This is a genomic window from Lutimaribacter marinistellae, assembly GCF_042648365.1.
In the GTDB taxonomy this organism is placed as follows: domain Bacteria; phylum Pseudomonadota; class Alphaproteobacteria; order Rhodobacterales; family Rhodobacteraceae; genus Lutimaribacter_A; species Lutimaribacter_A marinistellae.
In genome coordinates this window covers 438,732-453,392 of sequence record NZ_JBHRXI010000016.1, presented here as the reverse complement: position 1 = coordinate 453,392, position 14,661 = coordinate 438,732, and the positions used below count along the sequence as shown (strand labels likewise).

10 protein-coding genes and 1 pseudogene are annotated in these 14,661 nt (G+C 58.9%); 4 read left to right on the top strand and 7 right to left on the bottom strand.

Annotated elements, in window-relative coordinates; translation table 11 throughout:
• Nucleotides 1-76: 76 nt before the first annotated feature.
• From ACFORG_RS16265 to ACFORG_RS16250, 4 genes are all read right to left on the bottom strand, one after another.
• Entirely contained in the window at nucleotides 77-1,492 is a 1,416-nt protein-coding gene (locus ACFORG_RS16265; RefSeq protein ID WP_386736566.1) for an amidase family protein, read from the bottom strand.
• A gap of 677 nt (nucleotides 1,493-2,169) precedes the next feature.
• A complete protein-coding gene (locus tag ACFORG_RS16260) occupies nucleotides 2,170-3,735 on the bottom strand; it encodes a phospholipase D family protein (protein ID WP_386736634.1) in 1,566 nt (521 codons plus the stop codon).
• A 669-nt stretch (nucleotides 3,736-4,404) separates the two neighbouring features.
• Entirely contained in the window at nucleotides 4,405-5,208 is an 804-nt protein-coding gene (locus ACFORG_RS16255; RefSeq protein WP_386736565.1) for a DUF2182 domain-containing protein, read from the bottom strand.
• 26 nt (nucleotides 5,209-5,234) lie between these two features.
• Nucleotides 5,235-5,849, bottom strand: a complete 615-nt coding sequence (locus ACFORG_RS16250; RefSeq protein ID WP_386736564.1) for a DUF1326 domain-containing protein — start codon at nucleotides 5,847-5,849, stop codon at nucleotides 5,235-5,237.
• Nucleotides 5,850-6,113: 264 nt separating this feature from the next.
• On the opposite strand from ACFORG_RS16250, the gene ACFORG_RS16245 reads away from it, so the two are divergent.
• The 4 genes and pseudogenes from ACFORG_RS16245 (at nucleotide 6,114) to ACFORG_RS16230 (ending at nucleotide 10,724) form a co-directional block, all read left to right on the top strand.
• Nucleotides 6,114-8,285 carry a hypothetical protein gene (locus ACFORG_RS16245; protein ID WP_386736563.1) on the top strand — a complete coding sequence of 724 codons (2,172 nt, stop codon included), beginning with the start codon at nucleotides 6,114-6,116 and terminating at the stop codon, nucleotides 8,283-8,285.
• 150 nt (nucleotides 8,286-8,435) lie between these two features.
• Nucleotides 8,436-9,174: pseudogene (locus tag ACFORG_RS16240) on the top strand (IS5 family transposase).
• 76 nt (nucleotides 9,175-9,250) lie between these two features.
• On the top strand, nucleotides 9,251-9,565 hold the full coding sequence (locus ACFORG_RS16235; protein WP_386736562.1) for a hypothetical protein: 315 nt from the start codon (nucleotides 9,251-9,253) through the stop codon (nucleotides 9,563-9,565).
• A 490-nt stretch (nucleotides 9,566-10,055) separates the two neighbouring features.
• Nucleotides 10,056-10,724, top strand: a complete 669-nt coding sequence (locus tag ACFORG_RS16230; RefSeq protein WP_386736561.1) for a potassium channel family protein — start codon at nucleotides 10,056-10,058, stop codon at nucleotides 10,722-10,724.
• A 16-nt stretch (nucleotides 10,725-10,740) separates the two neighbouring features.
• On the opposite strand, the gene ACFORG_RS16225 is transcribed toward ACFORG_RS16230, so the two are convergent.
• Genes ACFORG_RS16225 through ACFORG_RS16215 form a run of 3 tightly spaced genes read right to left on the bottom strand, consistent with a single transcriptional unit; the run spans nucleotide 10,741 to nucleotide 14,657 of the window.
• Nucleotides 10,741-12,585: a putative Na+/H+ antiporter gene (locus ACFORG_RS16225; RefSeq protein WP_386736560.1), complete on the bottom strand. Its 1,845-nt coding sequence runs from the start codon at nucleotides 12,583-12,585 to the stop codon at nucleotides 10,741-10,743.
• 57 nt (nucleotides 12,586-12,642) lie between these two features.
• Nucleotides 12,643-13,626 (bottom strand): hypothetical protein, encoded by a 984-nt coding sequence (locus ACFORG_RS16220; protein WP_386736559.1) that lies wholly within the window; start codon nucleotides 13,624-13,626, stop codon nucleotides 12,643-12,645.
• Nucleotides 13,623-14,657, bottom strand: coding sequence for a hypothetical protein (locus tag ACFORG_RS16215; protein WP_386736558.1), 1,035 nt, complete (start codon nucleotides 14,655-14,657; stop codon nucleotides 13,623-13,625). The genes ACFORG_RS16220 and ACFORG_RS16215 overlap by 4 nt, the downstream gene beginning before the upstream one ends.
• Between the last annotated feature and the right edge of the window lie 4 nt (nucleotides 14,658-14,661).

Sequence of the window (14,661 nt, the reverse complement as noted above, 5' to 3'; positions counted from 1 at the left end):
CGGGCGGACCATCCTTGCGCCTTGTGTAACCGCAAAACTTCAACGCCAGGCGGATGATCCCGCGGTTAGCCTGAAATCAAAGGTTCTCAACCTTACCCCATGCCGGATTTGCAACCCTTATCGGGCTGCCTGCAGACTCGATATCATGCCCTGCGGCGATCAGGATGTCCTCCCGATAGCGCGGACCGATTAGCTGAACGCCCACCGGCAGCCCATTGATTTCGCCCGTCGCCACCGTCAGAGCTGGCGCACCAATCACCGGTAGCGCCCTTTGTGTCAGTTGAGCTTCGTAAACCCGCCCGAAGGCGGCGTCCGAACTGACATCAAGTTGTTGATCGAACGGCAATTCAGCGGAGACAGGGCACAGGACGACAGGATAATCGCGGAGGAACAAGTCCCATTGGCGCATTATGCCTATGCGTGCCTGAAGCGCCTCCATCAAAGTGGTGAACCCCACCTCGCCTGAGTATTGCGACATCTGAGCGAAGACGAACTGCGAGTCCGCCTCGCCCTCGCGGGCCACCATCTCGGCCGCTCCAAACTGCGTTTCGCCCATCCACAGCCACGCGTTGATATCGGCTGCGCGCCTCATCGGTGGACAGTCCACCTCCTCCACGATCCAACCCGCGTCGCGCATCCGGTTCGCACTATCCAGAAGGGCAGCGCAAACATCTTCATTCACCTCGAGATGATCTGGTGAAACCGTCAAGGCGGCACGTTTCGGAAAGTCGACACTGTCGCGCGCCACAGGGACATATAGGGGGTCTTTGGGATCTGGCGCCGACATTGCGGCAAACGCGATGTCGAGATCGGCCATGCTGCGCGTGATCGGGCCGGACACAGCCATCAGTTGCGCACCGATAAAGCGATCGGGCGCACTGGAATTGTATGCTGGAATGCGGCCCAGTGTTGGACGCAATCCATGCAGGCCACAGGCATAAGCAGGATACCGGATCGACCCAGCGATATCCGTACCGTGCCCTATGGCACATATGCCCGCTGCAACCGCTGCAGCAGCGCCACCCGACGACCCTCCTGGTGTGATCTCTCTGTTCCTGGGATTCAGTGTCTGACCGTACAAATCGTTCTTGGTGAACCAGCGCATCGAGAACGCCGGAGTGTTTGTCCGCCCTACGATGATGCCGCCCGCCTTTCGAATATTTGAAACGACTGGGCTGTCGTCCCTGGCGATTAGCGCTTGCTGCAATCGGACTCCATTAGTGGTTGCATGGCCCTTCTGATCAACATTTACCTTGATGGTTGCCGGCACACCGCTCAGAGGGCCCGGATCCTCACCACGTGCAATCGCTGCATCCACTTTCCCCGCGGCGTCTAATGCCTCTTCGGGAAATTCTTGTACCACTGCATTGATTGCGGGGTTTATGCTGGCGAGCCGTTCAAGATGCGCCTTCGTCACTTCAATGGCGGACAAGCGTCCAGACTTTACAGCAGCGGCAATCTGACTTGCCGTCATCTCCCAGATCTCGGACATGTCATCTCCTACGGGCGCCGAACGAACCCAACGTTGGCAGAAGGCGAAGGCAAAGTCGACGGCTTGGAGGGTGCCGAAAACCGGCCTCAGTGAGCAGAAAGACCCACGTGAACCGTTGCGCCGATGAGCCGATAACCGGAATGCTCAAGGAGCAGCGGGCCGAATGTTGCGAGATCTATCGGGCAAGATCATTGCTCTGCGTCCATATACCACTTCTGCAGAATCAAGTTTGCTTTCGTTGCTCGGCGCAGGGCCAGAAGACAGAGGCGACCGATAGCGAAAGCACATCAGGAACCCCGGCAGACAACATTGTGTTGACCGCGCCCACATTCCGCTTCCGTGATGCGGTCTCCACGCTGTCGCTCAACACTGAAACCCAACCGGAAGATTCCAGATCACACCAGCCCTAATCGCGGGGGAGGGTCAATGGCTCACGTCGATGCCCCGTTCGTGCAGTAAATCTTCATGCCCCGGAACGAAGAGGCAGGAAACGGGCACACAACATCGGCGCCAGACGGACGCTCTCACGGCTTGTCTTAGGTAACGAAATGCGTCGTTTCGGAGCATTTCAGGCGGGTCCGGAACCGCCCTGCCCGACTTAAACCAACTTGTTCTGCCAGTTACGCTTCGGCTGACCGAGGCACAGGTGTTGGGGATTTGCCACTGACACCGAAACCCTACAGCTGCGACCCGATTGGAAGTATCCCATAAAGTGATGCGACGAGGTGCTCCCAAACAGACCCCGTCGGTTCGTGGTAGTAAACACGCCTTTTGCCTTCAACGTCAGTCTCGGTCCAAGAAATGCGTTCATTTTCGTCGAGCTTTACGGCAAAGGTCGCTGCGCCGAGGACTTCTCTGAGCGCTTTGGATGTACTTCCGGCCATGGCGGTGGAATCGATCAGGATACCCATCTCTGTGTTGATGTTCACCGAGCGGGGATCCCAGTTGAAGGAACCTACGAACAGGTATCGGTCGTCTATCAAGAATGCTTTGGCGTGTAGTCCGGATCTGGATTGACCCCAGTAGACACCGCGCTGTCGTTCTCGATCTGCATCAGGTCGGAGCTCGTACAGGTCAACCCCACCTTCAAGAAGCGTCCGCCTGTCCTTTGCATAGTGCGCATAAACAGGTTTCACGTCGTTTGATGCCAGCGAGTTTGTCACCACGGACACTTCTACGCCGCGCGCTTCAAGCTCCAGCAACCAGTTGGTGCCCCGTGTACGTGGAACAAAATAGGCGGAGATTATTTCGACCTTCGAAGTCGCACTTTCAAAATAGCCCGAAAGCTGCGAAGCTAGGATTTCTCCGTTGTTGTTATCGCCGGCCGCCTTCGATGGCGGGTCCGAATACATCTCGGCTGGGACCCAATCGAGTTTCAAGTTGGAGCCCGAAAAGTTCTGCGCAGCTGCTTCGCGTACAACCTCTGCGTATTGTGTTTCGCGCGCATCGCCTATGATTTCGTCCAAACGACCGCGTGCCTGCTCAAGGCTGAATCCATCAGGCGTGCCAACCACAACGTTGGCAGGTACGGCAAACCGACTGTTCCAGTAGTCATCGAAGTTGGTTGAAACTTCTGCGACTACGGGCCCGGCCACCAGCATGTCCAGATCCGAATAATTCATTTCCTGTTTGGCGAGGAAATACTCGTCGCCGACATTGCGCCCACCAACAATTGACACCGCATTATCTGCGGTCATCGACTTGTTGTGCATCCGGCGATTGATCCGCTTGAAGTCTGTGAAGCCAGCCGCGACAAGGCTCTGATCCCGCCAGAATGGATTGAATAGTCGGATTTCTATGTTTTCGTGAGAGTCGAGAGCTGCTGTTGCGGGATCATAACTCTTGGTGTCCATGTCATCGAGCAAGAGCCGCACTCGCACTCCACGGTCGGCGGCCTGGAGCAGACTCGCGGCAAAGATTTGGCCGGTCAGATCGTTGTGCAAAAGATAATATTGGGCGTCAATCGTTTGCTCGGCGGCCGCAGCAAGCGCGAGACGCGCTGCAAACGCCTCTTCTCCGTTGCCGATCAGCTTCACGCCAGAACGACCATCAAGGGGATCACCCCATTTCCGGACAGCTCGTGAAAGGCGCGTGCTTGTCGGTTGTTCGGGCGCGAAAGATGGCGTCTGCTCGAACGAGCGATTACCAGTCGAGCATCCGGCCAGAACCAAAAAGCACAGTCCGACCACCAAGCACATACCCTTGATGAATCCCTCCTTTGGCTTCGTTCCTTTCTTGACCATGGTCAACTTTCGATCTGATTTGATCTGACTTTCCCCACGCGATTAGGGCCAGAGCGACCCAGGCTCTTTCGGTCTGTTTTTGCATCAGCTTCAGACTAAGGCAGAGGCTTGTGCTTTTTGATGGCGTTGCATCGTGCCAATTTCAGGCAGCATTGGGAAGAGGAGGATGCGGTGTTAAGATGCAAAAATCTTTTCCCGGTGCTGCCAGAAAAATGCAAACCGGTCTCACTCACGGCAGGATGTCTTTACCTCTTTCCTAGCAGAGCCTGCGCGGCACGGGCGGAGCAGCGGCGCCGTGTGAGTCGAACCCTAGTCTGCTTACGATGGCGCGCCATGAGTTGAAGTGGTTTCGTTTCAGAACCGCAACAACCGAAAACCCCTGGAGTTTCTGCAACTATTCAAGCGCGGCCTGTATGGTAGCCTCTTGAATTCGAAGGGAAATTGCGCGGCACGAACACCGTCTGGCGGACTCTTGCGCCCCTGCCGGGCTCCGGTCTGAATTATGGCCGAGTAGGAAAACGGTAACCCGCCGGCGGCCAAGAGAAGCCTCCCAGAGATCTGTCCCATCCCCCTCCGCGACAAACGCACTAAAGGGCGTCAGAGACGCTTCGGTGATTGGGCAAGCGGGGTGAGTCTTGTCTGATCTACGTCCTGATTGGCGTAAGCCAATCACAGAACGACAAGTGCCAGCCCGCCGACGATCAACGCGAGGGAGGAAAGCCGCGACAGCCACGGTAGGCCAACGGCGAGTTTTTCCAATCCCACAAACAACGCAAGTGCGGCGATCCAAAGCAGGTTCATCACCCCGCCGACAAAAAGCAGCGCCATGAGGACCCAGCAGCACCCAAGGCAGAACCACCCGTTTTGTGTCCCCATACCAAGAGCACCCAGCACACCGGGTCTCCAGTTTTGCATGAAGAACATAAGTGGATGCTGGCACTGCCGCAGGCATGCCTGCTTCAGGGGAGACAACTGATAAAGCCCGGCGGCCACCAGCAAACCTCCTGCAAGAGGAGCTTGCGTGATTTCCATCATCCCGCTCATCTTCCCGATTGAAACCAAGAACCATTGCACGGCAGTTGCGGCGAGACTGAACACGCCCCAAACGAGCAGGTAGCCGGAAAGGAAGACGGGGACCGCTGCATAAACCTTGTCCACATTCGTGTTTTTCCTGACGAGTGCAGCGTAAAACAACACGGTCGGGGCCGCGCTCGGCACCATCATGGCGATCATCATTATCCACCACATGAGGAAGATCATGAACGCATATCCAATCGTCCACTCACCGGACGCCATCATCATGCCGGGCATTTCGATGGCCATCCGTGTCATCGTGATCGCCGACATTGACATGCCGATCCCAAGCACAGTGTAGACTGCTGCAAGAGCAACGACGGCTGAGAGACCGACCATCAGTATTAGCCGATCTCGCTTCAGGCTGCGTTCAAGCGTATCTTCGATTACCGTGGTCACAGCGCGCTCAATCGCGTCCGTACCGATCAAGCCGACCAGGCAAACGGTGCAAAATGTCCATTTCTGGAGCCGGTGGCATCGTCCCATTCCACCCCGAATGCGTTGAACCTACTCTTCTTGGCTCGTGCGAGTGCCAGCGTCGATGTAACCGGATGAGGGACATTCGTAATCTTGATGGGGCCACCATTTGGAAGCGCGCTGTTGACGGCCTCCACCTCCTGGTCGATCAGCTCACCAGCGGTCACGGCTATCGTGTCGCCTTCCGACACGAAAGTGATCGGACGTTTCTCGACACCGGCAACTTCGCCGACCAAGGGACCCAAGGCTTCCATCGGACCACCGGCAGCCCCGGTAGCGATGTCGACGATCGCTGCAGTTTGTTGGTCGGTAGCGCTCTCATCGACAATCAGACCAACCTTGATGTCTCCGTCCGCCATTGCACTCGGCGCGTGAAGCAGCACTATGAAGGACACTCCTTCCAGCGAAACACCGTCTTTTTCTCCACTGGTAATCTTCATTGCAATTGCCGCCTTGCAGTCACCCTCCGTAGGAGTCGCGGTCAAGTTCGAGGTAATGCACGGGCAAAGGAAATCGCAGTTGCAGGTTTCCATGTACTCGCCTTCGATACGCCAGCCGGTCATGATCGCTCCTCCCTTGATCGCAGCAAAGTACCATATTTTTCGGCACAAAGCACTTGGTAGCGGACTTTGTAGGGCGAACTGGCTCTGGGTCGGCAACTGAACCCGATGGCCATGCAGTCAATCGCTTTGAAACATCGAGGTGGTCCGCTGCACCACCGGGCTGTAAGTTGTGACGCGCTTTCTCCCTCATGTCGCCACGTTGTTGCGAAACACCAAACTTGATAGAATGACCTCGGCGGTTGCGTCACACGCAGGGAGGCGTTCATGACGTTTTTCGTAATGGCGGACAGTCCGGCAGGGCGTGAACTCCATCTTTTCGACACCCAAACGGGCATCGCCCGGCTGCTTGAAGTTCACACTGGTGTTTTCAACGAGGGCACCGATTTCGAGCGACCGAAAAGCGGTGTCCCGGATCCGGGAAGCGGCGCATTCGCCGGGGACATCTTCGTCTTCGCCGCCGCGGCCACGGATGTCGAGCGATACGAGCTTTACGCCTCGGACGGAACCGAAAACGGGACGCGCTTTCTTACTGCAATGACACCGGACGACCCCGGCCGATCCGATCCCGAGCATTTCGAAAGCTTTGACGAAATGGCCCTTTTCTCGGCCCACACAGCCGAGGCGGGCCGAGAATTGTGGATCACCGATGGCACGATCAACGGCACGCGCCTTCTGGCCGACATCGTCGAAGGCACCGGCAGCGGCGTTCGCAACAGTTACAGGTTCGTCGATATCGATGGGGTCTCCTGGTCCAAGCAAAGCGGTGGGTTCCAGTATTTCTGGCTGGAAGATGTCGAGGCAGGCGCCGCGCTGTGGCGAACGGATGGCACGACCGCCGGTACGATCGAGTTGAAAGGCAGTACTCCCAGCTGGCTCGAAGCGAGCGACTCGGCACGGCGGTATCTGGGCCTCGATGTCGGCAATAACATGGACGCGACTGTGGCCCTTGGAGATCAACTGATTTTCGGCGCGGCCAGCGGTGATCAGCCGAACGCGCTGTGGATCACTGATGGCACCGCGACATCGCTGCTCACCGATTTCGGCGGGGATGACGACACCGAAATCCCAAGCAACCTGATCGAGGTCGATGGTCGGGTATTCTTCGTGACGAATGACAGCAACGGCAATTCCCGGACCGAGATCTGGCGGACCGACGGAACGCCGGAGGGCACGCAAATATTCACCGAACTGGCGGAGGGTACAAGGGCCGCACATCTCACGCGGTTCGGCGATCACCTCTACTTTCGGGCGCGCAATGCCGACGGGGAGGGTGATTTAGGGTTCGAGCTCTATCGCGCCACCCTGTCGGACGGCACGGTAGAGCTATTTGCCGATACCGAGCCGGGATCGCCCAGCGGCAGTATCCGTAACCTAACGGCGGTAGGCGATCGGCTCTACTTCTCGGTGAACGGTGCCGATTACCGAGAACCTTGGGTAACCGATGGTACCGCCGAGGGCACGTTCCAACTGGCCAATATCAGCGCCTCGGGTGGCTCGGCGGATGCCAATGACGGCGGGTATGGATTCTTCGGGTCCGGGGAGCTGGTCTATTTCGTCGCCCGATCAGATGACGAGGGTGACGAACTCTGGATGACGGACGGCACCCAGCAGGGAACTCGCCTTGCCTCAGCCCTAAACCCGGGGAGCCGTGGCAGCGATCCGGTGATCTTCCAGCCAGTTGCGCCGGATGCGCTCGATCTGGACGGAACGGAAGAAGCCGACGAGCTTCAGGGTGGGCCCGGAAAAGACACCCTTCGCGGGTATGAAGGGGATGATCGCCTATTGGGATATGGCGGCAATGACAGCATCGATGCCGGCCCCGGGACGGACACGATCAACGGCGGAGATGGTGACGACAGTCTTGTCGGCGGACCGGCCGCGGCCGAGGACGATTTGCGTGATGTGATCTTTGCCGGGGCAGGCAACGACTTGGCCGACGGGGGCGGCGGAAACGATCTCATTTATGGCCAGGAGGGGAACGACACGCTCGCCGGCGGGTTCGGTGCCGATGAGTTGCAGGGCCAGGGCGGAAATGACGTGATCACTGGCGGCGCGTTGTCGGACCTCGTCTTTGGCGGAGCGGGAGACGATTTCGTAAACGGTGGCTTCGGCTATGACCGCATCAACGGCGGCGATGGCGCTGACCGGTTCTTCCATCTTGGCGTGGCCGATCATGGCTCGGACTGGGTGCAGGACTATGATGCGACCGAGGGCGATGTCCTGGTTTTCGGTCAGGCCGCGACGGCGGATCAGTTCCAGATCAACCTCGCACATACGGCGACGCCGGATGGGGTACGCTCGGGCGACGCGTCCGTCCAGGAGGCGTTCGTGATCTATCGCCCGACGGGGCAGATCATGTGGGCGCTGGTCGATGGCGAGGGCCAGGAGAGCATCAACCTCCAGATCGGTGGCGAGGTGTTCGACCTGTTGGCATGAGACTGGCCAGTCATCAATTCGGTCACAGTTGATTTCAATTCAGCCTTTGCGAATTTGCTCTCATTTTTTTACAGGTAACTTTCATAGTGTAAGGAGCCATTGATTTCTCGTTGGAGGCAAGATTCACGGTTCGAAAGATGAGCGGTGAACATGTCTGGTCTTTTCTGGCTGACGGATGCGCAGATGGCACGTTTCCAGCCCTTCTTTGCGAAATCCCACAGCAAACCCGGCGTCGATGACTGGCTTGTTTCGAGTGGCAATATCTTTATCAATCGCAAAGGGTTGTGGGAGCGCGGTGCCTGTCTGCCTACGGGCCGCACACGACGCCCTGTAACCGTTGGGGCGTCGCAGCGGCAAGGGCATCTTGGCCCAGTCGATGGCCGGTCTGGCCGCCGAAGACGGCGAAAAGAAAACCTTGATGATCGACGCGACCTATTTGAAGGCTCACCGCACAGCGACCAGCATGGGTGTCAAAAGGGGCGTGGACGTCTGACGGGCCGGACGAAAGGCGGCTTGAACACAGAACTGCATACCGTCTGCGACAGCCGGGGTCGCCCGATCAACCTCTTCGTTGCCGCCGGACAAGTCAGTGATTACATCCGCGCACGGGCACTGCTCAGCAGCCTTCCAGATGTCGATTGTCTGCTCGGAGACCGCCGCGATACCACTGACTGGTTCAGGGTTGTGTTGAAATGCCCTACATCCCCGGCGGAAAGCAACGCAAGATCCCGGTCGAATACGACAAGCGCCGATACAAACGACGCAACCGGATCGAAATCCGTTCGGTAGGCTAAAGGATTGGCGGCGCGTGGCGACACGATATGACAGATGCCCCAAGGTCTTCCTCTCACTAATCGCGCTCGCCGCGACTGTCTTGTCCCGACTTTGAAGCTCAATGAGTGACCCTAGGCGGCCGACAAGGGTACGGCAATCGTGAGGACGGCCTGCCTTAGCCGGAGGTGGCGATGAGCGCCCGCGCGCCAGGCGAAGTCCTGGACCTTACTGAGAAAAGCCGGAGATTGTGCCGTAAGACGCCAGCCTGCCTCATTCCTTCTGGCCTTTGCGCCGATGGCGTTCGTAATCGCGGTCAAGCTGCTGTTCGTTCTCGCGATCGTGCCAAGGCCCGAGATCGATTATCCGGCACTGCCCTTCTTCTGAGAGACCTCTATCAAACCGTCCAGGGGATCTGGGCGGTGATCGCAGCCCTGACGCTCGCCATCCTCTTTCTGATCGCCACGAACCTCTGCCGTTTCCTCGATCTCCATGCCAGTTTCAACTAGGGGGCCGATGCCTCGGTCCTGCCGATCCTCAATAAAGCGAGCTTCATAGGCTTCGGCGCAGTCGTGGCCGCGGTACCGGCCTTTGGCGGCATCGGCGACGCGCTTCTGTCGGCCAGTGGCGATAACCCGCTCGTGACCGTCGCGATGTCGCTGACAACCCTGCCACCCTCACTAGGTTAAAGTCGAGCTGGATAGGCATCGCGCTGTATGCGTTGGGCGACACCTGCGTGCGCCTCGCCTCCTGCAAGCCGGCGCACCGAAATAGCTATCTCGATGTATTCATGGTGGCGGTCGTGTCCCCCTTTGCTGCCGTTGTTGCGATCATCGCGCTCGCCAGCATGTTCGGCAGTTTCCGACGCGGCCGCACATTACCATGCGGGCCATCGGTCACCCTTGCCTTCTGCGGCGGCTCCCTGCTGAACTGCAGTGGGCCGCTGTTTGCTTAGCCTGATGTGAGCATTGGCCGGACAGCACAATCAGGAGAGCAGTCATGCCGACACCATCTTCGAGGGCCGAGACACTGAGCGATGCGAATTCTGGCGCACGGTGGGGTGGCCTTCTATCGCTGCTGATAGTCGCTATTCTCGTGGTCCCGCTTTTTGGTTCAACCGTCGTGACCGAGCTGTCGAGCCTGGCGCTGTTTCAGGTGGCTGTCATCGGTGCATTGGCGCATGCCGCAGCCCCCGGGCGGCATCGGGTCTTTTTCTTTGGCATCTCGGCCGCTTGGTTTGTCTTGATAACGATCTCGACTGCGGTCGACGCCCTGTTCGGGCCTGCCATGCTGCTGTCAGCCATCCTGTTGATCGCGGCACTCTGGGCTACATTCGCAAACCTCGTCGACGCTCGTGCGGGCAACATCGACAATCTCATGGGAGCAGTCTTCGGGTATCTCCTGCTCGCCGTCGCGTGGGCGATACTTTTCATGCAGATGGAGCGACTGCATCCTGGCTCGTTCACCATTGAGGAGAACGCCGATCTGTCGTCGACGATGATCTATTTCAGCCTAGTGACGCTGACGACACTAGGCTATGGCGACATCCTTCCACAGACGAGACTGGCAGAAATTGCGGCCGGTCTCGAAGCGGTTGTCGGCGTTCTCTACATCGCCGTCATGGTGGGCAGCATTGTTGGCACCTACAAGCGCGACGATACCAGGTGATGCTGGCCGATCCGATCTAAAGAAGCGCGAAGCACAGCCAGCAGATCACGGTCGGCACGATCGCTGCTGAGAGCAGCCCGCCTGGCGACACCGCGTCGCCAAAGTGCTTCTTTAGGATCGACTGACCAGCCGGGTTCGGTGCGTTCGCGATGACGGTCAGACCGCCACCGGTGACCGCGCCAGCAACGACGGCATATTTCAACTCATCCGAGAAGCCGGGCACCAGCGTGGCAAGCAGCGTAATCGCGGCATTGTCGTTGAATGCGGTCAGGACGGTGGCCCCAAGCATCAACTCGACCTCGCCAAGGCTCTGAAGGATCGGCGCAATCCACCACCCCTGCAATCCCCCGTGGATCACGAGGGCGGCCAGGAAGAACCCGACAAGCATGGCCGGCGCCAGATTGATTTCATTTTGATACTCTTCGGTGACCTTCGCGAACCCAAGAAAGAACAGAAGCCCGAGGATGAAGAAGGCGGCGTGGTGGGCGTTGACGATGGTCCAGGCCATGAAACCAACATGGAACAGCGTAACCCAGAGCGGCACAGCGTCTTCCCGCTTGTCCCAATCGGGATCCTTGAACTCGGGCTGCAAGTCTTCGGAGAGCAGACCGGGCACGCCCTTGCGGATCTGGTAGAGCGCGACCTCCTCAAAGCGAGCATCGAGCGCTTCCTTGGCGAGGACAGGATCGACGCCCTTCGCTTCTAGGGCAGGCAAGACGTCACCCTCAATCGTCTCCTGAACCTCCTGAGCGAAGGCACGAACATTGCTTTCGATGGCTTGTGACGCATGCTGGCGTTCGTCGACCAGATGGGAAGCCTCGCGATACTTGCGGTCGATCAACGTGCGCGGCACATGCGTGCGGCTGATTTCGTCCTTCAGCGCGCGGATTGCGAAGGCCTTCTGTAGCTTGGCCAGCTCGCTCCGGAAGAGAAGGAAGTAGAGGACGTTGCCGATCAGGATGCCAATGATCGCCTTCCAGCCGAAATTGGTGAGCATGAAGCCTGTGCCCCAGTCCCACGGACCCGCCACCATCAGCACGGGCGGCGCCGCGAAATGAGTGAGCGTGCCGCCGACCGAGACGTTGACGAAGAGAAGGCCCAGCGTGGCGTATTTCAGCCGGTTCGATGGGTTGAGGTCGTAGAATCGCTGCGACAGGAGCATCGCCGAGATCGTCATGGCAGCAGGTTCCGTGATGAAGGAGCCCAGAAGCGGACCGATCGTCATGACTGTGATCCAGAAGGCCGTGAGCGTTCCCCCGATGGCCCCGGCGATCCCCAGCATGATCTTCTCCGCCAGCTTGAGGATCGGGCGGGTCGAGGCGAGGATCATGATGACGATGACGAAGCCGGCCTCGTTCAGGTTCACCCCGTGATTGACGTAATCGACGACGGTGCCCCAATCGAAGAAGAAGATGATCGCGATCACCAGCGGGATGACCCAGAGGCCAAACACCACCTCGACCTCACCCATGAAGTGGTAGAGTGCGGCCTTCACGTCCCGGGATTTTTCATCCAGTTCACCTCGCGCGACTTTCTCGGCATGTTCGTGGTGCCGCGCCTCGCTCATCTTCATGAACTTGGCGGCCATGAAGGTGTGGATGATGGCGCATACAAAGATGATCGTAGCCATGAGGTTGAAGGGAACCTGCGCGATGCGATGGGCGAGGATCTGTCCCACATTCGTCATCTCCGCATCGCCATAGCTTTCGAAGCTCGGGGGGAAGTTGGCATTGGAGGGCACGCCCGCTGCAAGGGCCATATCCGGCGTAACATACCACATGGCAGCAAACAGGAGCATCAGCAGCTGTGCCCATCTGAACAGCCCCGGTGTGGCGCAGGCTTCAATCAATGGCTTGGGCATGAGGTACCTCCGAGCATTGGGACGTGTAAGGGTATTGGCAACGACGGAGCAGGATCATCATCGGAGCCTCCCGCGCGCCAACCGCGCTAGGATGGTGATCCCGATGCCGGCGATCATGATACCCACGAATTCGGCCAAGAGCTTTTCATTGGCGATCGCGTTTCCGATCTCGTATCCTTGGGAACCCCAGGGAAAGGCCGTGATCGCGGCAAAGCATCCGACCGCGGGGCCAAAGCTTAGCCGGATCGTCGCGACCGTAATGAAGGAGCAGGTTACGAAGACGGCCTGCTCGGCCACGGCCGTTGGAAACCAAAGCCCCAGCCCGAACCCGATCAAGACGCCAACGCCGACTGAGATGGCACGTAAGAGAACGGCCTCCCATGTCTGATCCGACGAAGGGCTGATGACGTTCAGCGCTGCGGCAGCAATAATCGTCGGGTCGCTCTCAAGGGTCCGTCCGCCGATGAAGACGGAAATGGCCATGACAATGGCCACAGTGGTGGCATAAGGGATGACCTGGGCGAAGGGTATCAGACCGGCGCCCTCGCCGGGGGCCTCAGGTGACGCCGCTTCATGCCAGAACCGCTTGCCCAGGCCATAGAGTAGCAGGCCGCCCGCGCCGATGACGTGGCCTTCCAGCGTCTCGCCCAGCCCAAGCGACAGGGAAAAGAGCGGCGTCAGGAGGTACCAGAAGGTCAGGCACCAGCCAACGATGTACCAGTAGGCCCCGAACCGCAGGAGCAGGATGGCCCCGAAGGTGAAAAGCCCCAGGCCCAGAACCCGCGGGATCTCGTAGGCCGCCAGCATGTGCGCCACCAGTGAGGCGGCGATCCCGAAACCGAGGAACAGGGCAAGGCCCGCAATCTCGGCTCTCCATGAGGCGGGCTCTCCGAGCAACACGATCACCCATGCGAGGAGTGCGCTAATCCCCGCCACCATCCAGACAGGCCCGGTGGAGCCGTAGAGGATCAGGAACACGACTGCGATGATCGTGTAGGACAGCCCCAGCCGCAGATCGAGCTTTTCCCAGTGGAAGGTCATGGGGCTAAGCACCCGCGGCGCGCGGCACGCCACGCACGGACGTATTCGAGCACCGCGAAGGCAAATGCCACATAGATCGCGGCGATTGCCATCTGGGACACCCGGTCGATCACCATGTCGGCAGCCACGACCTTGTCGGAGGCCAGTAGCCCGGACAGCAGGATGACGAACCCGAATGTGCCGCTTGACCACGCACCCGCCGTCGGTTTGTGCGAGAAGAAGTTCATCGCGAAGATGTACATCGCAAGGAAGAACACGAAGACCATCAGCGGAAGGAACGGCGCAACCGAGAGCAGGTTGAAGACGATCAGCGTCGCCAGCGCCGCATAGAGAATGTTCCCTTTAAGGTACTCCATGCTCATGTGGACAGAGCCTGCAGAACTCACCGACAAGGAAAAGAGTGCAGTGTAGACGAGCACCAGCACATCCGTTTTCCCGAAGGAGAGGAAGTAGGCGAGCATGGTCCCCACCACGAGGGTGATGGTGATGGCATAGGCATTGGCCGTACCCCGGTCGACCGGCTCGCCATGCTTGGGCGGGACATCGGTCGGGGGTGGCATTAGGCTGAAGGAAAGCGCCGCCACCGCGAAAGCAAGCACGATGGAGAAGAGGATACTAAGCACAGACAGGTAGGCCAGCTCGGGCAGGATGCGCATCAGGACCGGGACGAGCGTCGTTCCGATCAGGAGCCCCACGACGATCACAAAATGCTCGCCGGTCGTCATCACGTAGCGGTAGATCAGGAAGAGCATCACCGAGAGCGTGAGCACCATAACAGCCGGGTACTGCAGAAGTGCGAGCGAGACGGTGAAACCCGCGATCACCCCCAGAAGCGTCGCGCCCAACGTGACGAGCCCCTTGCCCAATGGCATCGGCTTGGCGTCCTGCAGCAGCAGGACCGTGATCGCCGGGGCAACCAGCGCGAGCGGATAGGGCGAAATTTGCGTGAACATCATCGCAGCCGTCACGCCGAGTGCTGCACGCATCGCCCGGCGGGACTGAGCTTCGTAGGAGGGAGGCGCTGCGGACATCCGG